Origin of the sequence: Streptosporangium longisporum (assembly GCF_039534895.1) — a bacterium.
Taxonomy (GTDB): domain Bacteria; phylum Actinomycetota; class Actinomycetes; order Streptosporangiales; family Streptosporangiaceae; genus Streptosporangium; species Streptosporangium longisporum.
The window spans coordinates 1-24484 of the sequence record NZ_BAAAWD010000028.1; the positions used below are offsets into that span (position 1 = coordinate 1).

Sequence of the window (24484 nt, forward strand, 5' to 3'; positions counted from 1 at the left end):
CCCCCGCATCACGACAGAGCCCGCGGGCAACGGCCTTCTACGGGACGACAGCGCGCCGACCAGGAGGGCAGACAGGCTGGAGGGGGAGGGGAGAAGCGAGGAGGCCGCGCTGATCCGCGGATCGCCGACCGTCCAAACGCCATCTGGATTCGGCGGACAGGACTCGCAGGGCAGGGTCGCCGAAATCACGACCAAGCCCGGCAGGCGGGGAGGGTAACCGGTCCATGGTGGGCGTACACACATTAACACGACGCGACTTGCGCCGGCGTTCTCAGCGGGCGGCGCCGCGGGCGCGGACGAGTACCGCGCCTGGATAGGGAGGTTCGCCGCGGGCATCGGCAACCGGCCCGCCTGTGATCGTAGAACCCGACGCGCTGGACCACACCTCGACAACTGCACCGGGGCGGCGGCGGTCGAGCGCCTGGACCGCTCCGCGGCGCCGAGTGGAGGAAGCTAAGAGCAACCGCACAGGGTCTACGTGGACGCCGGGAACGAGGCTGGATCAAGAACCCGACACGACTGGCGAGCCCATGCCAGGGCCCGGGTAACCTCAGGCCGACGGCTTCGCCTTCAACGTCAGCAACTTCTTCCCGTCGAGAAGAGCGTCCGCCGTCGCCCGCAGACTCTCCGACGGGCTGGGGGCGCCCACTACGTCTCGACACCTCCCGCAACGGCAACTGCCCCGCCGCGAAGCCCACGGCGACACGCCTGTGCAAACCCCAAAAGGTCGCGCGCTGGGCACAGATCCGACCACCGAGACCGGCCGAACGTGAGGACGCCTTCTGAGGATCAAGCGACCGGGAGAGTCGGACGGCGAGTGGCCACCGCGGGGAGCCAGGCGGGCGACTGGTTCCCCGAATACGCGCTGGAAATCGCGCGTAACGCGGGATAGCCGCTCATTCGTTATACCTTCGATCTTGCAGGTCAAGATTGCTTCGCAGGAGATTGACCGGAGTAGTCGGATATTCAGCTACCTTCTGGGAGCCTTCCTGATGAACAGATGGAAGATGATCGTCGCCGCGACGGTGGCCGCCGTGCCGCTCGCCGTGCTTCCGGCCGTCGCGTCGCCCGCCGCGGCGTCACCCGCCGATCCACCGCTCCCGGGGTCGCCGGTCGCCGGTGCCCCTCCCGCGGCCGCGCCGGTCACCGCGCCGTCCCCCGCGCCGACGACCGCGCCCGCGGTCCGCGACGGGGAGACCCAGCCGGTCCACTCGCGCGCCGACGCGCTGACCGAGACGGTGTTCGTGGAGGTCGCCGGGGTCGACAGCGACGCCGACGGGCTGCCCGACCGGGTCGCGGTCGACATCATGCGTCCCAAGGCGACCGCCTCCGGCCTCAAGGTGCGGTCATCATGGAGGCGAGCCCTACTACGCCGGTGGCAACGACGTGCCCAACCACGTCGTCGACCTCGACGGCTCCGACCCCGCGGGCATGGAGTACCGGCGCAACAAGTTCGACGACCTGCGCGACGAGGATGTTCGGCGTCGACGGCCTGGACGTGGCCCGCGCCGAGGCCCCGCCCTTCCGCGGCTACTACGACAACTACTTCGTGCCCCGCGGGTACGCGGTCGCCCTGGTGGAGAACCTCGGCTCGGGGCGGGCGACCGGCTGCCCCACGACCGGCCTGCCGAACGAGACCGCCGGCCCCAAGGCCGCGATCGACTGGCTCAACGGCCGCGCCCGCGCCTTCGACGCCGCCGGGAACGAGGTCAAGGCCGGCTGGTCCACCGGGAACGTCGGCATGATCGGCGTCTCCTACAACGGCACGCTGCCCAACGCGGTCGCCGCGACCGGCGTCAAGGGACTCAAGGCGATCGTGCCGATCGCGGCCATCTCCTCCTGGTACGACTACTACCGCGCCAACGGCGGCGTGCTGGCCCCCGGCGGCTACCAGGGTGAGGACGCCGACGTGCTGGCCCGCTACGTGCTGACGCGCGCCGACGCCCAGAAGGCCTGCGGCGCGTTCGTCGACGCGATCGAACGCGACCAGGACCGCGTCACCGGCGACTACTCCGACTTCTGGGACCGGCGCAACTACCTCGACGACGTGCGCAAGGTCCGCGCGGCCGTCTTCCTGGTGCACGGCCTCAACGACTGGAACGTCAAGACCAAGCAGGCCGTGCAGTGGTGGGACGCCCTCGCCGAGCGGAACGTCCCCCGCAAGATCTGGCTCCACCAGGGCGGCCACTTCAACCCGTTCTCCTACGCCGGGCGCAACGCCGAGTGGCTGCGCCAGCTGCACCACTGGTTCGACCACCACCTGTACGGCCTGTCCAACGGCATCATGAACGAGCCCCAGGCCGACGTGGAGTCCGGGCCGGGCCGGTGGGAGCGGCACGCCTCGTGGCCGCTGCCGGGCACCGAGGACGTCCGGCTCCACCTGGCCCCGGGTTCCGGCGGCCGTACGGCACCCTGGACGTCGGCCGTTCCCGGGACCGCGCCGTGGAGTCCTTCGTCGACCAGAGCGTCCGCACCGCCGAGCTGCTCGCCGAGAACGCCGAGGCGACCGACCCCAACCGCCTGGCCTACCTCTCGGCCCCGCTGACCCGCGACACGCGCCTGTCCGGCACCCCCGAGATCTCGGTACGGGCCTCGTTCAAGGGCGGGCGCTCGCCCTACCTGACGGCGCTGCTGGTGGACTACGGCACCGACGCCCGCGCCTACGGCGACGTCGTCTACGGCGACACCCCGGTCTGCTACGGCCAGGGCGTGGCAGGCGACACCGGGTGCGCACGGCTGGCCGAGCACGTCACGGTGACCGCCCCCTACAAGATCATCACGCGGGGGTGGATCGACGTCCGCAACCGTCACTCCGCCTCCCGCACCGACCTGCTGCGCGAGGGCCGCTTCTACAACTTCGGCTTCGACCTGCAGCCGAACGACCACGTGTTCAAGGCCGGTCACCGCATCGGCGTCGTGCTGCTGTCCACCGACCGGGACTTCACCCTGCGGCTGCCCCCGGGCACCGGCGTCTCGGTCGAGCCCGCGCGGACCTCGGTGCGGCTGCCCCTGGTCGGCGGCCGGTCGGTGCTGCGCTGACGGCGACAGGCTGACGACGGCCAGCCGACGGTGTTCGCCCGACGGTGTCCGGCCGACGGGATGGTCGGCCGACGGAGCCCGGCCCCCGCCTCGGCCGGGCTCCGTCGGCCGCGTCCCCGGCGGGGCCCGGGCCACCCCTGAGGGGGAACCCTGGCTTGTCCCTGACATCGGCGCCGGGCCCTGCCGCCGGACGGCGGCGGGGGCCTAGCGTGGGGGCATGGGACGAATTCTGTTGATCGTGGCGGCCGTGGTGATCGCCTTTCTCCTGCTGGGCTCGGTTCTGGGCTTCCTGTTCACGCTCCTCAAGTGGGGGCTGATCATCGGCCTGGTGGGCGTGGTGATCATGTTCGCGAGCAGGCTGTTCGGCTCCTCGAGCACACGCGGATGACCTCCGCGCCCGGGTGACCGGCGTGCCTGGGTGACCACCGTGCCCGGGTGGTCGGCGCCGGGCTCGGCGGACGGCGCCGCGCCGGACGGGTGGTGCCGTCGTCTCCGGACGGGCGGCACCGCCGCCGTGTCCGGGCAGGCGTCACCGGCCCCGGACCCCGGTCCTCCGCGCCGGTCGGTATCGCTCGGGGTTCGATACCGGCCGTGAACGGCGGCGACCGGCCGTCACCGGCCCACCGGTCACCACCGGCCATCACCGCCCGGGACCCCGGCGTGACCGTCAACGGCCCGGCATGCCTGCGCGCATGCCGGGCCTGCGGCGTTCCGGGCCCGCGTTCCGGGCCGGCGCTCGGGGCCCGGGTGGTCAGGGCCTGAACGTTCGGGTCTCAGGTGTCCACGGCCAGGTGTCCAGGCCCCGGGCGTCCGGAGGCCCGGTGGTCAAGGCCCCGACGCCCGGAGCCCCGGTCAGCCCCGATCGGCCCCGGTCAGTCCCGGTCAGTCCCGGGTGGCCTGCTTCAGCCGCAGGTCGCCGAGCAGGGTCCGGGTGGCCGCGGCCACCTCCTCCACGGCTCTGTCGAAGGCCTCGGCGTTGCGCGCCGACGGGGAACGGAATCCCGAGATCTTGCGGACGTACTGGAGCGCGGCGGCTCGCACGTCCTCCTCGGTCACGTCGCTGACGTAGGGCTCACGAAGGGTCTTGATACTCCGGCACATGCCAGGACGGTACTGCGCGCCACCGACGATTCGCCCGCCGGCTCGCCCCGATCCGGTGCGCCGCTCGCCCTCTCGATGGGTCTGCGGATTCCGGCATCGGCCCGGGAGGCGCCGGGAGGCGCCGGGAGCCCCGGCCGGGGTCACGCGGGGGAGCGCGCGAGCCGGTCCTCGCGCCCGCGCCGGGCCGCGTCGGCGGTCAGGATCGCGTCGAGCAGGCCGGGGAAGAGCGCGTCGAGGTCACCGCGGCGCAGCGCGTTCATCTTGGCGGTGCCCCGGTAGACCTGCCTGATCACGCCCGCCTCGCGCAGCACCCGGAAGTGGTGGGTGGTGGTCGACTTGGTGATCGCCAGGTCGATCGCCGAGCAGGGAGCCTCCTCGTCCTGCTCCAGCGGCCACAGGAAGCGCACGATCTGCAGGCGCATCGGGTCGGACAGCGCGTGCAGCACGCCCTCCAGCGTGATCTCGCCGGGCTCGGGGTGGTCCAGGGTCCTGGCGGCGGGGGCGGTCGGCACGCGGTCTCCCTTCTCGTGGGTCGTCACGATTGTACGAGAACGATCGTAGTTTGACATCTATCGTAGTACGTCGTTTATCGTATGAACGTGAGCCGGGGAGCCCGTCCCCGCGTCACCCCGGATGCCCCCCGCGTGAGAAGGAGTACGGCCGTGAGCGCCCTGTTCGAGCCCCTGACGTTGCGCAGCCTCACCGTCCCCAACCGGATCTGGATGTCTCCGATGTGCCAGTACTGCGCGGCGGAGGAGGGGCCGGAGCAGGGGGTGCCGACCGACTGGCACCTGACCCACCTGGGCGCCCGCGCGGTGGGCGGTGCCGGGCTCGTCATGGCCGAGGCCACCGCGGTGACGCCGGAGGGCCGCATCAGCCCGGCCGACCTCGGCCTGTGGAACGACCGCCAGCAGGAGGCGTTCGCCCGCATCACCCGCTTCCTGTCCGAGCACGGCGCCGTGCCCGCCGTCCAGCTCGCGCACGCCGGGCGCAAGGCCTCCACCCGCCGCCCCTGGCAGGGCGGCGCCCCCACCGGTCCCGGCGAGAACGGCTGGCGGCCGGTCGCGCCGAGCCCGATCCCCTTCGCCGACGGCCACCCCGTCCCCGAGGAGCTGGACACCGGCGGCATCGACCGGCTCGTGGACGCCTTCGCCGCCGCGGCCGGGCGGGCACTGGCCGCGGGCTTCCGGGTGGCCGAGATCCACGGCGCGCACGGCTACCTGATCGGCGAGTTCCTCTCGCCGTTCAGCAACCACCGCACCGACGCCTACGGCGGCTCCTACGAGGGCCGGACGCGGTTCGCGCTCCGGGTCGTCGACGCGGTGCGCGCGGTCTGGCCCGAGGAGCTTCCCGTCCTCTTCCGCGTCTCGGCCACCGACTGGCTCGCCGAGGACCCCGCCGACGACCGCGAGGGCTGGAGCGTCGACGACACCGTCCGGTTCGCCAAGGACCTGCTCGCCCACGGCGTCGACCTCCTCGACGTCTCCTCCGGCGGCAACGTCCCCAGGGCGCGCATCCTCACCGGGCCCGGCTACCAGGTGCCGTTCGCGGCCCGGGTCAAGGCCGAGACCGATCTGCCGGTCGGGGCCGTCGGGGAGATCACCGACCCCCGGCAGGCCGAGGAGATCGTCGCCTCCGGCCGGGCCGACGCCGTGCTGCTCGGCCGCGAGCTGCTGCGCAACCCCTACTGGCCCAACCTAGCCGCCCGCGAGCTGGCCCCGGCCGGCGCCCGCTGGCCCGACCAGTACCACCGGGCGGTCTGACCCGCCCCGGGGTCCCGCGCGATCCCGCAAAGCCCCGACGAGGTCCCAGGGCGGCCACTCCCGCTCGCCCGGTCCCCTCCGGACACGCTCGCGAGCGCGACCGGACGGGATCCGGGGCGGGGGCCGGGACGGGGCGGTCCGCGAGGGGGGGACGGGGCCGTCCCGCCGGTCACCGGTGGGAGGGGGAAGCGGACCGGCCCGCCAGGAGGCGAGCCTCCGGGGGTCGAGCGGGCCGGTCCGGGATCATGGGGTGGCGTGGCGCAGCGCCACCGCGTCCCGCAGCACCCTGGCGGGATCATGGCCGTCGATCAGCAGGCGGCGCATCAGGGCCGCGACCGCGCCCATGGCCTCCGGGGGGAAACCGCGCCGGGTCACCTCCTGGGTGCCGATCCGCAGGCCCCGCATGGGCTCGCCGGGCGCCTGGCCGGGCAGGCCGATGCCGCTGAGGTAGACACCGCCCTCGGCCAGCAGCCTGGCGGCCTCGTCCCCGCCGCCGAACGCGGTGGCGTCCACCGCCACGTGATGTGAGGCGGTCCAGCCCCGGTCGGCGGCGAAGACGGTGAAGCCCTCCGCGTCCAGCGCCGAGGCCAGTGCCCGGGCGTTGGCCAGGCAGCGGTCGGCGTAACCGGAGCCCCCGGCGGCGTGCTCGGCGGCGACGACGGCCAGCGGCGCCAGGCGGGAGGCGTCGTAGTTGGCGGTCAGGCCCGGGTAGGCCGCTCCCGACACCCGGCGGGCGAGCTCCTCGTCGCGGGTCACCACGGCCGCGCCCGGAGGACCGCCGAAGGAGGTGTAGGTGGACATGGTCAGCAGGTGCGCGCCCTCGCCCAACGGACACTGGAACCGGCCGCCCGCGATCAGCCCCGCCACGTGCGAGGCGTCGTACACCACCAGCGCGCCGACCTCGTCACAGGCCGCGCGCACCCGCGCGACGTCGTACGGGAACAGCATCAGCCCCGTCCCGAGCACCACCAGCGCGGGCCGGTGCTCGCGCAGGAAGGCCGGGAGGGCGTCGTGGTCGACGTCGAGCCGCGCGGCGTCGTAGGGCAGGTCGGCGACCTGCAGCCCCCGGATGCCGGCCACGGCCCGCGCGTTGCGGGCGCCGTGGCCCCCGGCTCCCTCGGGCGGCACCGCGATCGTGTCGCCCGGGGCGGTGAACGCGCTGTAGCAGGCCAGATTGGCCAGCGTGGCGCTCTGCAGCCGCACCTCGGCGAACGCGCCGCCCATCAGCGCGGCGACCTGGAGCGGGACGAGCACCTCCAGCACGTCCAGCTCGTCCAGGCCGGTCTGGTACTTGTCGCCCGGCCAGCCCATCGAGGGACGGCATCCCATGGAGATCTCGTGGGCCGCCCTGGCCCGCTCGCTCATCGTGTTGGTGCCCGCGTACAGGACCACGCCGTCCTCGTCGAGGCGGCCCCGGTGCTCGGCCAGCACCGCGTCGACCAGCCGGGTCACCGCGTCCAGGCCCAGCCCGGACACCTCCGACTCCAGCTCGGTCAGGCGCAGCTGTGCCCGGGGCGGGGCCCACGGGGCGACGCGGCTGCGCATCTCCAAAGAACGTCCTTCCGCCGATCGGCCGGACGGCTCTGACGAGACGCGCGCCCGGACTGTGACTACTGTGACGCTACGACGCGCGCGGTGGCCCGTCATCGTTCCGCCGGTGGAGATCCTTCCTACATATGTAGGATCGGACGGTGATCGCGGATGATGTTCAGGAACTGCTGGAGTCGCTGGCCGCGGCGGTGGGCCGGGGCATGTCCGTGGACGACCTGGAGGGCCGGGTCGTGGCCCACAGCGCCCACCACGGCGACGCCGACCCGGTCAGGGCGCACGCCATCCTGTCGCGGTCGGTCCCGGCGGAGGTGACCGCCTGGCAGGAGGCGCACGGGGTGAGCACGGCCAGGGAGCCGGTCCGGGTCCCCGAGAACGCCGCGCTCGGCATGGTCGGCCGGCTCTGCGTGCCGCTGCTGCACCAGGACCGCAGGGTCGGCTACCTGTGGATCATCGAGGGGGCCGGCCCGCTGAGCCCGCAGGAGCGGGCCAGGGCCGTGCGCGACGCCGCCGCGATCGCCGCCCTGCTCGACGACGGCGGCAGCTCGCACACCCTGGGCCACCTGCTCACCGGCGACATCGGGGTGCGGCGCGCGGCCGGCGTGCTCGGCGAGGGACCGTTGCGCGTCCTCGCGCTCCGGGGGGAACCGGCCGGGGTGCGCGAGGCGGTCGGCGCGGAACTGGCCAGGACGCTGCGCCCCCCGGCCTTCACGATGCTGGACCGGCACGCCGTGCTGCTGCTCAACCGCGGTGAGGACGCGGTGGCGCTGGGGGAGCGGCTGGTCGCGCGGACCGGTGCGGGCGCCGGGGTCAGCGCCGTGCACCCGGGGCTGGAGTCGGCCGTACGGGCGCACCGCGAGGCGCTCGTCGCGGCCAGGGCGGCGGCGGCCGAGCCGAGGCTGGGACCCGTCGCCCGCTGGCCGGACCTGGGCGTGTACCGGCTGCTGGCCGAACCGGTCACCGACGCCTCCGGTCAGGCCGGCGGGCCGCTGGACGCGCTGCGCGAGCACCCCGGGCTCGTCGTCACCCTGGAGACCTACCTGGACAGCGGAGGGGACGTCCAGGAGACCGCCCGGCTGCTGCACCTGCACCGCACCAGCCTCTACTACCGGCTCACCAGGATCGAGCAGCTGGCCGACCGCGACCTCAAGAACGGAACCCACAGGTTAGAACTCCATCTCGCGCTGAAGCTCGGACGCTGGAACGCGGTGTAACGGCGGGACGAACCGGGCAGGGCTCTCCGGTGTCGCAGTTGATCAGTGAGATCATGACCGTTCTCGTCGTGTTCGCTCTCATCCCGCTGTCACTGGTCCTGGTGTCGTTGGTCGTGCTCGCCGCGCTCGCGGCGCTGGCCCTGACGACCTCACGGGAGCAGGATGGGAGGACGACTTCCCGGAGGTAGACGGTGCGACAGCTCAACGCGGTGGACACGCAGTTCCTGAATTTCGAGACCTCGACGAACGTCGCGAACATCGGGGGGCTGGCGATCCTGTCGGGCGGGCTGTCGCGCGGTGACCTGGTGTCGCTGCTGGCCAGGAGGCTGCACCTGGCGGCGCCCTTCCGGATGAGGCTGGTGCCCGTCCCGCTCGGCCTGGACCACCCCTACTGGACCGAGGAGCACGCGGTCGACCTGGACTACCACGTGCGCGAGCTCGCGCTGCCCGCGCCCGGCAGCGACGAGCAGCTCGGGGAGCAGGTGGCCAGGCTGCACGCCCGCAGGCTGGACCGGCGGCTGCCGCTGTGGGAGATGTACCTGATCCACGGCCTGGCCGGGGACCGCACGGCCCTGTACATGAAGGTGCACCACGCCGCGGTCGACGGCGTCACCGGCGCCGACGTGCTGGCCGGTCTGCTGGACACCTCGCCGGAACCGCCCGACCTCGCCGAGCCCGAGTTCCCGGACTCCCCGCGCTCCCCGCGCTCCTTGGGGTCCGCAGCGTCCGCGGATCGCGCGGATCCCGCGGAGCCCGAGGACTCTGCGGAGTCTTCGGGGCTCGTGGAGATCGCCGAGCCCGCGGAGACGATCGACACCCGGGAGATGCTCGCCAGGGGGATCGCCAAGGCCGTCGTCAACCCGGCCAACACGGTGCGCTTCCTGGTCAACGCGGTCCCGCACCTGGACGAGATCCCCCTGGTCTCCCAGATACCCGGGGCCAGGACGATCTCACGGGCCACCCGGCACCTGGCCAACCGGCTGGCCGGAACCGCCGAGGTGCCCGAGATGCCGCGCATGCTGGTCCCCCGCACCCCGTTCAGCGGGAGGATCAGCGCGCACCGCAGGTTCGCCTTCACCACCCTGCCGCTGGAGGACGTCAAGCTCGTCAAGAACGCCCTCGGCGTCACCGTGAACGACGTGGTGATGGCCCTGTGCGCCGGGGCGCTGCGCCAGTGGCTGCTCAAGCACGGCTCCCTGCCCGACCAGCCGCTCGTCGCCGGGGTGCCGTTCTCGCTGCGCACCCCCGGGGACCGGCGGACCGGGAACCAGGTGACCATCATGATCACCACATTGGCCACCCAGGTGGCCGACCCGCTGGAACGCCTGATGGCGGTGCGCGACGCGATGCGGCTGATCAAGGAGCGCTCCTCGCTCGCCCCGGCCCGCTGGCTGCAGGAGATGAGCGACATGATGCCGGCCGCGCTGACCGGCCTGGCCGCGCGCGCCGCCTTCAACCTCTTCGCCGGGAGCGCGGGCCCGATCAACGTGATGATCTCGAACGTTCCGGGCCCGCAGCTCCCGCTCTACATCAGCGGCGCACGACTGCTGGCGTACCATCCGGTCTCGGTGGTGACCGACGCCAGCGGAGGGCTGAACATCACGGTCTTCTCCTACGACGGCTCACTTGACGTCGGCGTGATCGCCTGCCGGGAGATGGTCCCCGACGTGTGGACCGTCACCGACTACCTCGGGGAGGCCCTCGTCGAGCTCAAGCTCCTCGTTGAGCAGCAGTGACAGCCCCGGGGCGTCGTCGACGAAGCGCAGCGCCTTCTCCAGGCAGACGATCGAGCCCTTCTCGTGCCGGTTGACGAAGCGGATGTCGTCGGCCAGGGCCTGCATGATCAGCAGTCCCCTGCCGTGCTCGGAGGTGGAGGCGGGGGCGGAGGAGGAGGCGCCGTCGAAGTCGAAGCCGTTGCCGGCGTCCACCACCTTGATGATGCAGCGGTCCCGGGACAGCTCGGTGCTGACCATGTAGTCGTCGCTGGGGGTGGCGTGCTGGATGACGTTGGAACACGCCTCCGAGAGCATGAGCTGGATGTCCTCGCGGATCTGGGGGATGACGCCCAGGGCCTGCAGCGAGGAGTCGAGAAGTTGCCTGATGACGGGAACACTCGCGGCGTCACGCGGCAGACGCAGCGCGATGGTGGCTTCCACGGTCCCCTCCTTTCACAGCCGGTTGCCAGAGCACTTGCCCTGCACGTCACGGCCTAATCTGTCGCGGCCGATTCCCCGCCCGCGCGGTGCCGGTGCGGGACGACGCGACCGGACGACGATCGCCCAGGTCGGACGCGGGAGACACCCCCGCCACGAGACCGCGCACGAGACCGCGAAAAGCCGGGCCGTGTACGAGGACGCGAAAGGCCGTCGCGTACGAGGATGTGAGAAGCCGCGTCGCGTACGAGGACGCGAGAAGCCGGGGCGCGTACGAGGACGAGCGGAAGCCAGGAGGGCGGAGGAGGAGGCCGGGAACGGCGGCGGCGCGCCGGAACGGGTGGGTTCCGGCGCGCCGCCGACGCTGCCCCCGGACCGTGCCGGGGACCGGACGGGTCAGCCGCCCCCTCCGGAGAAGGCGTCGACCGCGGCCTGGCAGAAGGCCTTGAGGTCGTCGGGCTTGCGGCTGGTGATCAGTGTGTTCGGGCCCGCGGAGCAGACCACGACCTCGCGGTCCTCCCACTCCGCCCCGGCGTTGCCCAGGTCGGTCCGCAGGCTCGGCCAGGACGTGACCTTGCGGCCGCGTACCACGCCGGCCTCGATCAGCGTCCAGGGCGCGTGGCAGATGGCCGCGACCGGTTTGCCCGCGTCGAAGAAACCCTTCGCGAACGCGACGGCCTCGGGCACGGTACGCAGCAGGTCGGGGTTGGCGACGCCGCCGGGAAGTACCAGCCCGTCGAAGTCGGCGGCCGAGACCTCGTCGGCCGTGGCGTCCACCGGGAAGCGGTCGGCCGGCTCCAGGTGGTTGAAGGCCTGGACCTGACCCTTCTCGGTGGAGACGAGCCGTGGCGTGCCGCCCGCCTGCTTGACGGCGTTCCACGGCTCGGTCAGCTCGACCTGCTCGATGCCCTCCGGGGCCACGAGGAACGCGATCGTTTTGCCGTTCAGCATGTCGTCCCCTCTGTGACGTGCGGTGATGTCCTCACCCGGGCCTGATGCCCGATACGCCGGGATCTATGCGGGGCTGTCGCTGCCGTCCCGGACACGGCGCCTGCGGAGACCGGCGGCGGTCAGCCGGGCGACGAGCTCGCGGGAGGGCACCTCCTCGGCGCCGAGCGCCACGGCCCGCGCGTACACGGTCTCGGGGACGTCGTAGTGGTCGCGGTCGAACGCCCGGCGCGGCACGCCGAGCGTCTCGGCGAAGGCGTGCAGCTCCTCCACCGAGGTGTCGCTGACCAGATGAGACCAGAGCAGCCCCCGGGGACCCGGCCATGCGGGCGGGTCGATGAGGACGCTCACCGCCTGACGAGGTCGAGCGCGACCTCCAGGGCGGCGGCCTCCACCTCGTCGTCGGCGAGCGTCTCGTCGCGCATCACGAACCAGGCGGAGTGCAGGACGAACAGGGCCATCCTGTTCCGCAGCCGGGTGGTGGGAGGGTCGTCCGGATCGACCAGGAAGTCGACCAGCTGGAAGATGTGCTCCCGGGCCTTCTCCATGATCGGGTGGTTCTTGAGCGAGGTCTGGTTGCGCTCGAAGAACCGGATGATCTGGCGGTGCCTGCCCTGCTTCAGGTCCCGGGAGTAGCGGCGGACCAGCTCGCGCCGGGTCTCCTCGGTGCGCGGCTGCTCCTCGGCCCAGGAGACGAGCTCGCCGATCGTGCGCGACCTGTCCTCGGCCAGGCTGAGGACGATGTCGTCCTTGGTCTTGAAGTGGTAGTAGAGAGCCGCCTTGGTCACGCCCAGGGCCTCGGCGATCTCGCGCAGCGAGGTGGCCTCGTAGCCCTGTTCGATGAAGAACGTCAGGGCGGTCTCCTGGATGCGTGTCCGCGTGTCGGGGTGTTCCCTCATGGCTCCCTTTACCGATGAATCAACTTGACGGCCGGCAAGTAAGCGGCCTACATTCCCAGCATATCCGACGCTAGCCGGTCGGCAAGTAAGCAGATTTCCAGGGGGCGTGGAAGTGAAGGAGACCGCGGCCGCACCGGGGCGGCGCCGCGAGGTCATGGTAGTGCTGCCGGGGCTCATGCTCGCGATAGTCCTGGCCATGCTCGACAACATGATCGTCGGAACCGCGATGCCGCGCATCGTCGGCGAGCTCGGCGGCCTGACCCACCTGTCGTGGGTGGTGACCGCCTACGTGCTCGGCACCACCGTCTCGACCCCCATCTGGGGCAAGATCGGCGACCTGTACGGCAGGAAGAACATCTTCCTCGCCTCCATCGTCCTCTTCATGCTCGGCTCCGCGCTCTGCGGGATGGCCGGCTCGGACCTGCTCGGCGGTCCCTCGGACGGCATGGCCCAGCTCATCGCGTTCCGCGCGCTGCAGGGGCTGGGGGCCGGCGGCCTGATGGTCAACGCCATGGCGATCATCGGCGACCTGGTCCCGCCCCGCGAGCGCGGCCAGTACCAGGGCATCATGGCCGCCGTGATGTCACTGGCCATGATCGCCGGACCGCTCGTCGGCGGGTTCATCACCGACCACCTGAACTGGCGCTGGGCCTTCTACGTGAACCTGCCCCTCGGCTTCGTCGCGCTGGCCATGCTGGCCGTCACGCTGAAGCTGCCCAGGCTGCGCACCGAGCACCGCATCGACTGGCTCGGCGCGGTCCTGCTCTCGATCGGCATCACCGCGCTGGTCCTCATCACCACCTGGGGCGGCAACGATTATGCCTGGGGCTCGCCGCAGATCCTCGGCCTGGCGGCGCTCGCCGTGGTCACGCTGGCCCTGTTCGTCCCGGTGGAGCGCCGCGCCGCCGAGCCCATCCTGCCGCTGCACGTCTTCCGCGACCGCAACTTCAGCCTGATCTCGGCCGTGGGGTTCCTGCTCGGGTTCGCCATGTTCGGCGCGATCAACTTCCTGCCGCTCTTCCAGCAGACCGTCCAGGGCGCCACGGCCACCAACTCCGGCCTGCTGCTGCTGCCCATGATGGGCGCCTCCATGGTGGTCTCCCTCTTCGTCGGCCGCGCCATCACCAGGACCGGCCGGTACAAGATCTACCCCGTCCTCGGTGGCGCGATCATGGCCGTGGGCATGTGGCTGCTCTCCCTGATGGACGTGCACACGCCCGCCTGGCAGACCGGTGTGTTCATCGGCGTCCTCGGCCTCGGCATGGGCTTTTTGATGCAGATCACCATGCTCATCGCCCAGAACAGCGTCGAGCAGAAGGACCTCGGCGTGGCCAGCAGCGCCTCCACCTTCTTCCGCTCCATCGGCGGCTCGTTCGGCGTCTCGCTGTTCGGCGCGGTCTTCAACAACGAGCTCACCGCCGGTCTGCAGAGCAGGCTGGGTGCGGCGGGCGAGAAGCTCGCCTCCGGCGGGGCCCAGTTCGACCCGGCCGCCCTGCACCGGCTTCCCGGCAACGTGCGGGCCGGCTTCCTGGAGTCCCTGGCCGTCTCCATCTCCGAGGTCTTCTGGTGGGCGATCCTGTTCGCCGTGCTGGTGCCGCTGCTGGCGGCCTTCATCAAGGAGATCCCGCTGCGCGGCGGGCCCGGGGACGCCGCCGAGTCCGAGGAGCAGCCGGTCGCGGCCCTGGACTGACGCCCCGGCCGTGCCCGCGCCAAGTCCGGGCCCAGTGATTGTCAAGTCGCCCCCGCCACGATGGGCACATGACGACGAGCATCCCCGCCGGGTACGTCACCCGGCGGCCCCGGGCCGACGACGCCCCCCGCATCCACGAGCTGATCTCGCTCTGCGACGTCCAGGTGATCGGCAAGGCCGACATGACCCTCGACGACGTGGCCGACCAGATCAACGACCCCTCCTTCGACCTCGGGACCGACGGCCTGCTGGTCCACGACACGACCGGACGCCTGACCGGCTGGGCCTGGGCGTGGCGCAAGGGCACCGGCGACAACGTCGACATCGACGTCGTCGTGCACCCCGCCACGCCCGAGCTGACCGGCCCGCTCTGGGACACCGTGATCGAGCGGGCCCGGGGGATCACCGCCGGTCTCGGCCACGACCGTGCCGTGGTGGACATCGCCCTGTACCGCGAGGACGGCGGCAAGCGCGCGCTCGCCGCGGCCCGGGGCTTCGGCGCCGCCACCACCTTCGTCCGGCTGCGGGCCGACCACACCGGGCCGGTCGGCCACCCCGCACTCCCCGCGGGCGTGACCGTGCACGACGGGCTCACCGAGGAGGTGCGCCGCCAGGCCCACGCCGTGGAGCAGGCCGGTTTCGCCGAGCACTTCGGGTTCGCCCCCAAGGGCTACGACGAGTGGTACGACGAGCTGGCCTCCTCCGCGAGCACCGACTGGTCGCAGCTCGCGCTCGCCCGCCTGGACGGCGAGCCGGTGGCGATGCTGCTGGGCACCGACGCCTTCCTCGGCGACGAGAACTGCGGCTACGTGCGCCGCCTGGCCGTGGCGCCCGCGTTCCGGGGCCGGGGCCTGGGCCGGTTCATGCTGCGCAGGGCCTTCGCCGAGGACGCCGGCCGCGGGCGGGCCGGCACCTACCTGCACGTCGACGCCAACAACGGCACGCCCGCGCTCGGCCTCTACCTGTCGGTGGGCATGCGCCAGGTGCTGGCCATCGACGTCTGGCGGCGCACGGTCTGACGTCCCCCCGTCGTCACGGTGTCGCGGGCCGGGGGTCTCGGCGCCGCAGCAGCGGCAGCGCGCACGCCCCGGTGAGCAGGATCGTCCCGGTCAGGGCCAGGCAGGTGGCCGCCACCGACCCCGAGCCCAGATAGAGCGTCCCGAACGTGGCGACCCCGACCACCTGGCCGAGCTGGGTCATCATGACGAACAGGCCGCTGACGTCCGGGGCGTCCTCGGGGGCGGCGTGCGCCAGCCCCACCGACAGCGTCGGGCTGAACGCCCCGCCCAGACCCACCCCGATCACCACGAACGCCGCCGCCAGCAGCGGCCGGTTCCCCGCGGTGAGCGCCGGCGACAGCAGCAGGTAGCCGAGCCCGGCCACGCCGAGGGAGACGACGATCATCCAGCGGTGCAGGCGTGCGGGGACACGGCGCCAGCCGAGGCTGACGACGGTGAACCCCACTGCGGCCGGCACGAACGTCAGGCCCGCCGCCAGCGGGTCGTCACCCAGCGGTCCCTGCAGGTGCAGGGCGCAGGCGAGCAGGAACCCGCCGTAGGTCGTCATCGTCCCGAAGACCACCAACGCCGACGGCACCGTCCCCGGCGCCCGCAGCACCCGTACCGGCACCAGCGGGGCGGCGACCCTGCGCTCGACCAGGACGAACACGCCCGCCATCACCGCGCTCGCCACCAGGGCGGCCAGGCTCCACAGCGGCCAGCCCCGCTCGTGGCCCAGCACCAGGGGGACCACCAGCAGGCCGACCGCCGCCGAGAGCGTGACCAGGCCCGGCAGGTCGAGCGCGCGGTGCCGCGACGGGCCCCCGGCGGGCAGCAGCCGCGCCCCCAGCACGAGCAGGACCACGCCGATCGGCACGTTCACCAGGAACACCGGCCGCCACGAGGAGCCGAACAGGTCCGCAGAGACCAGCACGCCGCCCAGCACCTGACCGGCCACGGCGGCCCCGGAGACCACCGCGGCGTACAGGCCGAGCGCGCGGGCCCTGGCCGCGCCCGCGAAGCTCGTCTGGATCATGCTCAGCACCTGGGGCACCATCAGGGCGGCCCCCGCGCCCTGCAGGAACCGGAAGGCGATCAGCTGCCCGGCCGACACGGCCAGCCCGCAGGCCAGGGAGGCCGCGGTGAATCCCGCCAGGCCGTACAGGAACAGGCGGCGCCCGCCGTGGCGGCCGCCCAGCCGGGCACCGGTGACCAGGAGCATGGCGTAGGCGATGGTGTAGCCGGAAACGATCATCTGCAGGCCCGACCCCGACGTGCCGAGGTCGGAGCGGATCACGGGGGAGGCGACGTTGACGATGGAGACGTCCAGGACGGCCATGAACTGCCCGGCCAGGATCACCGTCAGCGGCCAGGGGGAGGAGGTACGGGCGGCCGGGGCCGGAGCCGATGTCACGGTCATGGCAAGGAGCCTGGGACCGGGCCGGTACGGGTGACGAGAGCCCGCTCATCCTGGTATCGACGGCACCTGGCAACCGGATCGCCCGTCGGCCACCATGGGGGGATGACCGTCACCGCACCGGGTACCGGGAGGGGAGCCGGGTCGGCCACCCGCCGCGCCGAGCTGGCGGCGTTCCTGCGCAACCGCCGCGAGCGCATCTCCCCCGAGGCCGCGGGACTGCCCCCGGGGTCGCGCCGGCGCACCCCCGGGCTGCGGCGCGAGGAGGTCGCCCTGCTCGCCGGGGTCGGCGTCACGTGGTACACGTGGCTGGAGCAGGGGCGGCCGATCAACGCCAGCGTGCAGGTCCTCGACGCGATCTCCCGCACCCTGGAGCTCGACCAGGCCGAGCGCGAGCACCTCTACCGGCTCGCCGACGTGCCCGCCGTGTCCGAGGGCGACGCCTCCCGCGGACGGCTCGCCCCGGAGATCCAGGTGATCCTCGACCGGCTCGACCCGATCCCCGCGGCCGTCTACAACGGCCGCTACGACCTGCTGGCCTGGAACGCGGCCTACGGTTCCCTGTTCCCGAACGTGGTCGCCCAGCCGGTCGCGACCCGCAACGTGCTCTGGCAGATCTTCGCCATGCAGGAGTGCTGCAGCCAGATCGCCAACCGGGCCGAGGAGGTGGCCCAGATGGTCGCCGTCCTGCGCGCCGGGTTCGGGCGGCACCTGGGCGAGCCCGCCTGGACCGGGTTCGTCCGCGCCCTGTCGGCCGCCAGCCCGGAGTTCGCGAGCATGTGGGCGGCCCACGACGTGGCCAGGCCGGGAAGCCAGATGAAGATCTTCCACCATTTCTCCGGCGGGCAGGTCCGTACCGTCTCGACCAGCATGACGCTGCCGTCGCCGCCGGAGACCAGGATGGTCGTCTACACGCCCGCGGACGAGGAGAGCCGCGAGCGCATCGAGTGGATCAGGGCCAACCCCGAGGCCCCCGCGACCGCGCACATGCACCCGGTGACCGTCACGGGCTGACCGCGCCCGGGGGATCGCTCCGGCCGGCGGCCCGGTCACGAGATCGAGGCCACCGCTCCGGACACGGGCCCGGGACGGCCGCCCCGGTCAGCGGTCCGGCCGTACCCGGTGCTTGGACAGGTGGGCCAGCACCGCCTGGTTGGCCTCCCAGCCGTCCGGGAACTTCACCGGCACGCCGAGCTGGACCGGTTCGGCCGACGGGTGGGCGTCCAGCAGCTCGGGGATGCCCGCCCTGGCCACCACCACGCAGGCGTGGCGATGCCGGGAGGTCAGCACGCACAGCCGCCCCGACTCCAGGTGGAACGCGGTGGCGTCACGCCGCCCGGAGAGCGGGTGCAGCACGATCGTCACGTCGTACTCCCGGCCCTGCAGCCGGTTGGCGGTGTCCACGGTGATCTCCGGCGGCACCCCGGCGGCCCTGATCGCGGCCACCTGGTCGCGGTGCGCGGCGCCGACGGCGATCCGGCCCGCGGTCACCGGATGGGCGCCCCGCTCGGAGTACGCGACCGGGCCGCGCTGCAGCAGCCGCACCGCAAGCTCAGCGGTCGCCCGTACGGCCTCGGCGTCGGTGCGCACGGTGTGGCGGCTCGGCAGCTCGTACAGCGCCCAGCCCGACGCGGCCGCCTCCTCCAGCGCCCGGTCCTGGCAGGTGCGCATGCCGTCCACGGTGAACTCCAGCCTCCGGTCGGCGTGACCGGTCCCGGCACGGAAGCCGGTGAACGGGTAGAACGCCTCGGAGATCACCGGTGCCGCCGAGGCGGGCAGCCGCCAGGAGACCGGCAGCCGGTGCACCGGCAGGTCGGGGTTGTGCCGCAGCAGCACCGCGACCGCGCTCTGCACCGGGTCCCACGACAGGCCCGCCCAGCGGTCGCCGTCCACGATGGAGAACGGGTCGAGCTGGCCGGGGTCGCCGACGAACAGCGACCGCTCGAACAGCGAGGCGATGCGCAGCAGCTTGTCCGACCGCATCTGGTACGCCTCGTCCACGATGGCCCAGGGCCAGGTGCGGTCGCCGACCCAGGCCCACTTGTCGGCGGTGGCGATCACCACCGCGGGGTCCCCGAGGTCGGGCAGCTTGCCCGCGACCGAGACGTTGGGGTGGGCGAGGATGCGTCCGGGCGTGATGTAGCCGCTCGCCGACAGGCGGCCGATCGGCAGGTCGGGATGCTCTGTCGCGAGCCGTTCCACCAGGTCGTCGACCTGCTCGTTGGTCTGGGCGACGATCATCAGCGGCTCGCCGGTCTCGGCGATGTGCCCCGCGGCCTTCACCACCAGCGTGGACTTGCCCGCGCCCGGCGGGGAGTCCACCACCACGCCGCGGTGGCGGGGCAGGTCGGCCAGGACGGCGTCCACCACGGCGGCCGCCTCCTGCCGCGGCGTCGGGCGGGCGCTCACAGCCACTCCTCCTGCGCGTCGTCGTCGCTCGGGACGTACTCCTGCGGGGGGCCGCCGTGGGTCCACGGCGTCCGCTCGGGATCGGGCAGCGCCGCCGACGACTGGAAGTCGTCGGTCAGCGAGGTGTACGAGACCCGCTCGCCCGGCTCGGGCACCGACCCGGGGACCGGTGTCTTCCCCCGCCCCATGCCCTTGACGATCTTCAAGGTGATCTCCCCGTCCGCGATCCCGACGATCTCGGCGGCGTGCCCGCGGCGGTCGGGGCTGCCGACCACGGTGCCGGGCGTGAGCCGTACCGGATCGCCGGTCCGGACCGTGACCAGCGGCCGGAGCTTGCGCGAGCGGCCCTCGCCCTCGCTGTGCTCGGGGTCGGCGGACGTCACCGTCCCGGCGAACGCCTCACCGGTCAGCCGGTACTCGGCCATCAGCAGCGGATCGTCGTGGGCCCGCTGCACGTCGTAGCCGGCCCGCGCCCGCTCCAGCCCGGCCAGCCGGGCCGCCGCGCCGACCGCCCCGTCCCTGCGCGCCTGCGGCGGCCCGCCCTCTGCGACCCGCTCGGTGAACCGGGTGAACGACCCGCGGTCGAACTCCCAGCGGTCCTTCACCCGCGCTCCCTCGGGCAGGGAGCGCAACAGCTCCACCGCCCGCCACATCAGCCGCCAGGTGGGGTCGAGCTGGGTGCGCAGCGCCTGGCTCACCCGGTCCACGGCACGGTCGGTCGGCGCCTCCTCGTAGGCGCGGATCGCGGGACCGAGCACCTCGTTGTCGAAACCCGGGTCGGTGGCCGGACCGGCCGGGGGCCACAGCAGCGGATCCTCGGCCTCCTCGGCGGCCTGGCGCCCGGAGGTGCCTGGCGGGGGATCGATCCATCCCATCAGCGCCGCGAGGTTGGCGTCCTCCAGGCCGCTCTGCCCGGTGGCCCAGTGCAGGCTCAGCGCCTCGGTCGCCACGAGCAGCATCGACGAGCCGGGCTGCTGCGACCGGTCGGCGAAGTAGGTCAGCCACCGGCCGAGCAGCGGCACCGACGGGTGGACCGGGTAGGGGCCGTCGGCCCGGCGGAACCGGGTGGAGCGGCCCAGCAGCCCGACGAACGAGGCCGCCGACCGGTTCGGCACCAGGATCTGCGGCGCGTCCAGGCACCGCTCGTACGGCTCGCCGCTCCTGCGCTCGACCGTCTCGGTGCTCTTGGCGAACCCCTCGACGTACGGCAGCAGCACCTCGGCCAGCCCGGCGGCGAAGGCGAACCGCAGGTCCCGGTTGCGCGGCTGGGGCACGACGAGCAACCGGGGATGGCCCGGGTCGGTGCCCACCATCGCGGCCAGCGGCGCGGCGGCCTCGCCCGCGAGCTTGAGCGGGATGAGCACCATCGGCTGGGCGGAGACGTGGCAGTGCCGGACCGTGGTGATCCGCTGCGCGACACCGTCCCGGATCGCCCGCAGCTGCGCCAGCGCCGTCAGCGCGCTCATCCGCGGACCGCCCTCACCGCAGCGACTCCTCGCGCAACCGGTTCGCCAGCCGCAGCAGGCGGGCGATCTCCTCCTGGCCCTCGGCGGGCTCGCGGGTGCCCTCGGCCAGGCCGAGCGCCTCGTCCACCCCGGAGACGCCGCCCAGCTGGTCGCGGACCTGACGTCCCAGCAGGTCGGTGGACCCGCAGGCGCGTGCCTCGTGACGGCAGAACATGCACATGTCGCAGGTGGACAGGCAGTCCGGGGCGTACCGGGCCGGCACCCGCATCAGCGCCTGGGCCAGCTCGTCGGCCGAGCGGGTCGGCACGCCGTCCTCGCCGGGGGCCAGGTCGAAGGTGACGTCGGCGGGCAGGCCCTGGAGCAGCTGCTCGATCCTGGTCATCCGGGTGAGCTGGCGGTTGAGCACCGAGAGCTGCTTGCGCACGTCGACCAGGGCGGCCGTCGGGCGGTTGGCGAAGTTCTCCGGGCAGACCAGGACCACGTCGTGGGAGACCCGCAGCGGGTCGTGCCCGAGATCGGCCATGAGCGTGCGCAGCGCCAGCACGTACACCGCCGCCTGCCGGGCCGCCGCCGCCACCTTGTCCGGCTCGGCCTGCCCGTCGATCATGCCGAACGACTTGATCTCCACGATGTGGAAGCGCCCGCCGATCTGGAAGGCGACCACGTCGGGCTCCAGGTAGGAGGTGTGCCCGGCGATCTCCAGGCTGAGCAGCGGGTGGTCGTAGAAGACCGCGGAGCCGTCGTCCTGGCGTGCCGCGCGGTCGATCAGCGCCCGCGTGTGGGAGTGGCGCAGGTGGGAGCCGACGCTCTCCACGTCCTGGTAGCCGACCTGCTCGACGGGCAGGTCCAGCAGCTCGCGCAGCAGCCGGAGCAGCTCGGCGCAGCCGTTCTCCTTCACCAGGGCCTCGAACACGTTCCCGCGGGTGATCGCGAACTGCGACTGGCCGAACGGCGCGGGGAAGCCGACGTGCCGGGCCGTGAGGTCCTTGTCCACGCCGGCGGCGTCCATCACCGCCCGGCGGGTGCAGCCGGGGTTGGCGGCCAGCGCGGCGATGGCCCGCGCGTCGTGCGGGCGCGCGGGCACCGGCCCGCGCAGCTCGTCGAGCCTGATCACGACGGCTCTGTCCCGGACCGTGCTCACGAGCCGGTCCTTCCGTCCAGCCTGGTCTTCATAAGGCCCCCCTCACGGCGTTCATCGCGGTGACGCCGAACAGGCGCTCCGCGTCCGGTAGTTGCCTCGTGGCCCGCGCGGCCACCTCGGCCCGCTGCGCGGCGTCGGTGGCGCGGTGCACCTCCAGCTCGGCCCGTGCCGCGCGGATCGCGGTCGCGGGACTGGCCGGGGCGAACCCCTCGACGGCGCCCGGGATGTTCTGCGCCATCCGCGACAGCAGCCGCACCGCGCCCGCGGGCGGTTCCGCCAGCCGCGTCAGGTGCTCGGCGATGCGCATGGTCGAGACGAGGAAGTCGACGCGCGGGCTCAGCGGCCCGAGGACCCGCCGCTCGGGCGGCCACGTGCTGTCGGCCAGCAGCCCCCGGGCCGGGGAGAGGCGGTCCGTCAGCGCGGCGCACAGGTAGTACGGCCTGGCGTACGGGTCCCCCCGGAAGGAGCGCTCCTCGTCGCGGCGCAGGCTCGTCAGCTGGGAGCCGCGCAGCTCGCGGGAGAAGAACGCGTCGTTCACCGCCACGATCAGCTTGGCCGGCGTCGGCACGCCCAGCATGGCCAGCGCCTGGTGGACCTGCTCCCTGATGGGGAGCAGCGAGGCCCCGGACTCGCGCGGGGCGGGCGCCGGGACCGGGGTCTCGACGGCCACCGCCGCGTCCCAGGCCTGCTCGGCCCGGCGCAGGTCCCCGCGAAGCGTCCTGGCGAGCGAGTTCTCCCTCGCCTTGACCGCCCGCCGCACCTCGGCGCGGAGGTCGGCTATTCGCCGTTCCAGCGCGTCCAGTGAATCACTCACGGCCCGGAGCGTAACAGGAGTTCCTCCTGTCTCCGTGAATTCCAGCCATTTCCAGCATTAGGTGTGTCGGATTAAAGACGAATAATCGGGCGAAAGGAACATTTAATACGAAAGATCACTGCCGATGTCGGCGGGCTCCGGGAACCAGGACGGGAGCGGGCGGGTGTGCACCACGTCCAGCCGCGACACCGCGCGGGTCAGGGCGACGTAGAGCAGGTGGGGACCCCGCGTCCCGGTCTCCGCGATCCGCGCCGGCTCGACCACCACCACGTGGTCGTACTCCAGACCCTTGGCCATCGAGACGGGCACGGCGGTGACGCGGCCAGCGCAGGTGCCGTCGCCCAGCGGGGAGACCTCGACGCCCCCGGCGTCCAGCGCGGCCGTCAGCGCGTCCAGCGCGGCGTCGGCGGCGATCACCGCGACCGAGCCCTCGTGGCCGAGCGCGGCGCGTACCGCGGCCACCGTGCCCTCGCCCGGATCGGACACCCGCCGGACGGCCAGGTGGCCGTCCGTGCGGAACGAGCGGGTCCCGGGCACGTCCACGGCCAGCTCCTCCAGCAGCCGGTTGGCGACCGCCACCACGGCCGCGGGCACCCGGAAGCCCGTGGTCAGGGCGATCAGCTCCGCCTCGGGCCTGCCCAGGTGGGCGAGCTGGTCCCGCCAGGCGCGGGCCGCCCACGGCGTGGTGCCCTGCGCCAGGTCGCCGAGCACGGTGATCGAGCCGTGCTCGCTCCTGCGCGCGATCGCCCGGCACTGCATCGGGGAGAGGTCCTGGGCCTCGTCGACGATGACGTGACCGTGGCCCCGCGGGCGCTCCAGCAGCCCGGAGATCTCGTCGAGCAGCACCATGTCGGCCGCCGACCACCTCGCGCTCCTGAACGAGCGCGGGGGCCGGTCCCACAGCAGCGCGGCCCGCTCGGCGGGGGACAGGACGCCGTCCGCGGCCTCGTCCAGCACCGCAGGGTCGCCGAGGACCTCCGCCAGCACCTCCTCCGGCCGGACGACCGGCCAGACCGCGTCGACGTACCCGGTGACCGCCCTGGCCGTCCTGCGTGCCCAGGCCGCGTTCACGTTCTGCCCGCGCGCCTCGGCCTGCCGCAGCAGCAGGGCCACGACCCGCGAGAGCACGCGCTCGCGGCCCACCCCGTACGAGGTCGTCTCCCGCAGCGCGCCGGTCACGACGAGGCGGAACTCCTCGGCCCCGATCCGCCACCGGTAGGAGCCGTCGGGGACGGCGATCCCGTCCGCCGGCCGCGTCACCCGCCGGTACAGCGCCCGGCGCAGCACGTGCGCCATCCGGGCGTCGTGCTTGACGACCGCGGTCTGCTCGGGGTCCTCGGCCCGCAGCGGCCCGCGTGCCAGCAGGCCGTCCACGGTGGTCTGCTCGACGTCGACCTCGCCCAGCGCCGGGAGCACGGCCGCGATGTACCCCAGAAAGACCCGGTTGGGGCCGAGGATCAGCACGGCCACTGCGTCGCGACCACGAGAGCCGCTCGCCGGTGGGTCGGGTAGTAGAGCAGATAGGCGCCCGGTTGCAAGCCCACCGCGGTCTTGACGGTGTGCACGCGCCCCCTGGACAGCAGATCCGACTCTCCAGGCCGGCGCGCGGAACGCCAGCTCGTCCTGCTCGGGGCCTGCTATGGATGGTGGCCCGATGTCGCGCATTCGGCCCGACCGCGGGGCCGTTCGATCTCGGCTGCCACGATCCGCTCGCCACGCCGTCGCTCCCCGCATCCTCCTCGGATCCCTCCCGGGGCTCTGCGTCATCGAGGAGCTCGTCATCGAAGCCGGTCAGCGCCACCGGCCCGGGACCAGCCACGAAAACGACCCCGTACGGACACCCCGCGCAGCGGGTCGCGGGCGCTCGCCCGGTTAGAAACGCGG

General features: G+C 73.1%; 24 protein-coding genes. 10 read left to right on the top strand and 14 right to left on the bottom strand.

Annotation, left to right across the window (positions count from 1 at the left end):
- Positions 1-970 precede the first annotated feature (970 nt).
- Positions 971-1309, bottom strand: coding sequence for a hypothetical protein (locus ABD832_RS37905; protein ID WP_344906231.1), 339 nt, complete (start codon positions 1307-1309; stop codon positions 971-973).
- Between the two features lie 165 nt (positions 1310-1474).
- Between ABD832_RS37905 and ABD832_RS37910 the strand changes: the two genes are divergently transcribed.
- From ABD832_RS37910 to ABD832_RS37920, 3 genes are all read left to right on the top strand, one after another.
- Positions 1475-2545, top strand: coding sequence for a CocE/NonD family hydrolase (locus tag ABD832_RS37910; protein WP_344906234.1), 1071 nt, complete (start codon positions 1475-1477; stop codon positions 2543-2545).
- A complete protein-coding gene (locus ABD832_RS37915; RefSeq protein WP_344906237.1) occupies positions 2443-3039 on the top strand; it encodes a CocE/NonD family hydrolase C-terminal non-catalytic domain-containing protein in 597 nt (198 codons plus the stop codon). The genes ABD832_RS37910 and ABD832_RS37915 overlap by 103 nt, the downstream gene beginning before the upstream one ends.
- 217 nt (positions 3040-3256) lie before the next feature.
- Positions 3257-3427: a hypothetical protein gene (locus tag ABD832_RS37920; RefSeq protein WP_344906241.1), complete on the top strand. Its 171-nt coding sequence runs from the start codon at positions 3257-3259 to the stop codon at positions 3425-3427.
- A gap of 494 nt (positions 3428-3921) precedes the next feature.
- Here ABD832_RS37920 and ABD832_RS37925 read toward each other — a convergent pair whose 3' ends face one another.
- Positions 3922-4140, bottom strand: a complete 219-nt coding sequence (locus ABD832_RS37925; protein ID WP_344906244.1) for a DUF2277 domain-containing protein — start codon at positions 4138-4140, stop codon at positions 3922-3924.
- Between the two features lie 140 nt (positions 4141-4280).
- A complete protein-coding gene (locus ABD832_RS37930; protein WP_344906247.1) occupies positions 4281-4652 on the bottom strand; it encodes an ArsR/SmtB family transcription factor in 372 nt (123 codons plus the stop codon).
- A gap of 150 nt (positions 4653-4802) precedes the next feature.
- Between ABD832_RS37930 and ABD832_RS37935 the strand changes: the two genes are divergently transcribed.
- The gene (locus ABD832_RS37935; RefSeq protein ID WP_344906250.1) at positions 4803-5903 is read left to right on the top strand and encodes an NADH:flavin oxidoreductase/NADH oxidase; all 1101 of its coding nucleotides are present in this window, start codon (positions 4803-4805) and stop codon (positions 5901-5903) included.
- A gap of 243 nt (positions 5904-6146) precedes the next feature.
- On the opposite strand, the gene ABD832_RS37940 is transcribed toward ABD832_RS37935, so the two are convergent.
- Positions 6147-7448, bottom strand: a complete 1302-nt coding sequence (locus tag ABD832_RS37940; protein WP_344906253.1) for a serine hydroxymethyltransferase — start codon at positions 7446-7448, stop codon at positions 6147-6149.
- A 146-nt stretch (positions 7449-7594) separates the two neighbouring features.
- Here ABD832_RS37940 and ABD832_RS37945 point away from each other — a divergent pair, with 146 nt between their 5' ends.
- From ABD832_RS37945 to ABD832_RS37955, 3 genes are read left to right on the top strand one after another with little or no spacing between them, the layout of a single operon-like run.
- The gene (locus tag ABD832_RS37945) at positions 7595-8665 is read left to right on the top strand and encodes a PucR family transcriptional regulator (RefSeq protein ID WP_344906256.1); all 1071 of its coding nucleotides are present in this window, start codon (positions 7595-7597) and stop codon (positions 8663-8665) included.
- A 53-nt stretch (positions 8666-8718) separates the two neighbouring features.
- The gene (locus ABD832_RS37950) at positions 8719-8853 is read left to right on the top strand and encodes a hypothetical protein (RefSeq protein WP_344906259.1); all 135 of its coding nucleotides are present in this window, start codon (positions 8719-8721) and stop codon (positions 8851-8853) included.
- Between the two features lie 3 nt (positions 8854-8856).
- On the top strand, positions 8857-10401 hold the full coding sequence (locus tag ABD832_RS37955; RefSeq protein WP_344906262.1) for a WS/DGAT/MGAT family O-acyltransferase: 1545 nt from the start codon (positions 8857-8859) through the stop codon (positions 10399-10401).
- On the opposite strand, the gene ABD832_RS37960 is transcribed toward ABD832_RS37955, so the two are convergent.
- From ABD832_RS37960 to ABD832_RS37975, 4 genes are all read right to left on the bottom strand, one after another.
- On the bottom strand, positions 10288-10821 hold the full coding sequence (locus ABD832_RS37960) for an ATP-binding protein (RefSeq protein WP_344906265.1): 534 nt from the start codon (positions 10819-10821) through the stop codon (positions 10288-10290). The two genes, ABD832_RS37955 and ABD832_RS37960, sit on opposite strands and share 114 nt — an antisense overlap.
- A 393-nt stretch (positions 10822-11214) precedes the next feature.
- Positions 11215-11769 carry a type 1 glutamine amidotransferase domain-containing protein gene (locus tag ABD832_RS37965; RefSeq protein ID WP_344906268.1) on the bottom strand — a complete coding sequence of 185 codons (555 nt, stop codon included), beginning with the start codon at positions 11767-11769 and terminating at the stop codon, positions 11215-11217.
- A 63-nt stretch (positions 11770-11832) separates the two neighbouring features.
- Entirely contained in the window at positions 11833-12117 is a 285-nt protein-coding gene (locus ABD832_RS37970; protein ID WP_344906271.1) for a DUF4031 domain-containing protein, read from the bottom strand.
- Positions 12114-12665: a TetR/AcrR family transcriptional regulator gene (locus ABD832_RS37975; RefSeq protein ID WP_344906274.1), complete on the bottom strand. Its 552-nt coding sequence runs from the start codon at positions 12663-12665 to the stop codon at positions 12114-12116. The genes ABD832_RS37970 and ABD832_RS37975 overlap by 4 nt, the downstream gene beginning before the upstream one ends.
- A gap of 106 nt (positions 12666-12771) precedes the next feature.
- On the opposite strand from ABD832_RS37975, the gene ABD832_RS37980 reads away from it, so the two are divergent.
- Both ABD832_RS37980 and ABD832_RS37985 read left to right on the top strand, forming a co-directional pair.
- Entirely contained in the window at positions 12772-14355 is a 1584-nt protein-coding gene (locus ABD832_RS37980) for an MDR family MFS transporter (protein ID WP_344906277.1), read from the top strand.
- Between the two features lie 68 nt (positions 14356-14423).
- Positions 14424-15374: a GNAT family N-acetyltransferase gene (locus ABD832_RS37985; protein WP_344906280.1), complete on the top strand. Its 951-nt coding sequence runs from the start codon at positions 14424-14426 to the stop codon at positions 15372-15374.
- Between the two features lie 13 nt (positions 15375-15387).
- Here the strand turns inward: ABD832_RS37985 and ABD832_RS37990 are convergent, their stop codons facing one another.
- Positions 15388-16773 carry an MFS transporter gene (locus ABD832_RS37990; protein WP_344906283.1) on the bottom strand — a complete coding sequence of 462 codons (1386 nt, stop codon included), beginning with the start codon at positions 16771-16773 and terminating at the stop codon, positions 15388-15390.
- Positions 16774-16875: 102 nt separating this feature from the next.
- Between ABD832_RS37990 and ABD832_RS37995 the strand changes: the two genes are divergently transcribed.
- On the top strand, positions 16876-17784 hold the full coding sequence (locus tag ABD832_RS37995; RefSeq protein ID WP_344906287.1) for a helix-turn-helix transcriptional regulator: 909 nt from the start codon (positions 16876-16878) through the stop codon (positions 17782-17784).
- Positions 17785-17871: 87 nt separating this feature from the next.
- Here the strand turns inward: ABD832_RS37995 and ABD832_RS38000 are convergent, their stop codons facing one another.
- The 5 genes from ABD832_RS38000 to ABD832_RS38020 all read right to left on the bottom strand — a co-directional run bounded on the left by ABD832_RS38000 (position 17872) and on the right by ABD832_RS38020 (position 24070).
- Positions 17872-19179, bottom strand: coding sequence for an AAA family ATPase (locus ABD832_RS38000; protein WP_344906291.1), 1308 nt, complete (start codon positions 19177-19179; stop codon positions 17872-17874).
- A complete protein-coding gene (locus ABD832_RS38005) occupies positions 19176-20645 on the bottom strand; it encodes a hypothetical protein (protein ID WP_344906294.1) in 1470 nt (489 codons plus the stop codon). The genes ABD832_RS38000 and ABD832_RS38005 overlap by 4 nt, the downstream gene beginning before the upstream one ends.
- 13 nt (positions 20646-20658) lie before the next feature.
- Positions 20659-21786: a hypothetical protein gene (locus ABD832_RS38010; RefSeq protein ID WP_344906297.1), complete on the bottom strand. Its 1128-nt coding sequence runs from the start codon at positions 21784-21786 to the stop codon at positions 20659-20661.
- Between the two features lie 28 nt (positions 21787-21814).
- Positions 21815-22600, bottom strand: a complete 786-nt coding sequence (locus ABD832_RS38015) for a hypothetical protein (protein ID WP_344906300.1) — start codon at positions 22598-22600, stop codon at positions 21815-21817.
- A gap of 102 nt (positions 22601-22702) precedes the next feature.
- The gene (locus tag ABD832_RS38020) at positions 22703-24070 is read right to left on the bottom strand and encodes a HelD family protein (RefSeq protein ID WP_344906303.1); all 1368 of its coding nucleotides are present in this window, start codon (positions 24068-24070) and stop codon (positions 22703-22705) included.
- Positions 24071-24484 lie beyond the last annotated feature (414 nt).

Excerpts from the sequence above, each read along its gene's own strand:
- ABD832_RS37905 (WP_344906231.1), bottom strand. The coding sequence starts at position 1,309 with ATGATGTCGACCGCGACCCGGTCGGGCAGCCCGTCGGCGTCGCTGTCG.
- ABD832_RS37910 (WP_344906234.1), top strand. The coding sequence starts at position 1,475 with ATGTTCGGCGTCGACGGCCTGGACGTGGCCCGCGCCGAGGCCCCGCCC.
- ABD832_RS37920 (WP_344906241.1), top strand. The coding sequence starts at position 3,257 with ATGGGACGAATTCTGTTGATCGTGGCGGCCGTGGTGATCGCCTTTCTC.
- ABD832_RS37925 (WP_344906244.1), bottom strand. The coding sequence starts at position 4,140 with ATGTGCCGGAGTATCAAGACCCTTCGTGAGCCCTACGTCAGCGACGTG.
- ABD832_RS37940 (WP_344906253.1), bottom strand. The coding sequence starts at position 7,448 with ATGCGCAGCCGCGTCGCCCCGTGGGCCCCGCCCCGGGCACAGCTGCGC.
- ABD832_RS37950 (WP_344906259.1), top strand. The coding sequence starts at position 8,719 with ATGACCGTTCTCGTCGTGTTCGCTCTCATCCCGCTGTCACTGGTCCTG.
- ABD832_RS37965 (WP_344906268.1), bottom strand. The coding sequence starts at position 11,769 with ATGCTGAACGGCAAAACGATCGCGTTCCTCGTGGCCCCGGAGGGCATC.
- ABD832_RS37975 (WP_344906274.1), bottom strand. The coding sequence starts at position 12,665 with ATGAGGGAACACCCCGACACGCGGACACGCATCCAGGAGACCGCCCTG.
- ABD832_RS37985 (WP_344906280.1), top strand. The coding sequence starts at position 14,424 with ATGACGACGAGCATCCCCGCCGGGTACGTCACCCGGCGGCCCCGGGCC.
- ABD832_RS37990 (WP_344906283.1), bottom strand. The coding sequence starts at position 16,773 with ATGACCGTGACATCGGCTCCGGCCCCGGCCGCCCGTACCTCCTCCCCC.
- ABD832_RS37995 (WP_344906287.1), top strand. The coding sequence starts at position 16,876 with ATGACCGTCACCGCACCGGGTACCGGGAGGGGAGCCGGGTCGGCCACC.
- ABD832_RS38005 (WP_344906294.1), bottom strand. The coding sequence starts at position 20,645 with ATGAGCGCGCTGACGGCGCTGGCGCAGCTGCGGGCGATCCGGGACGGT.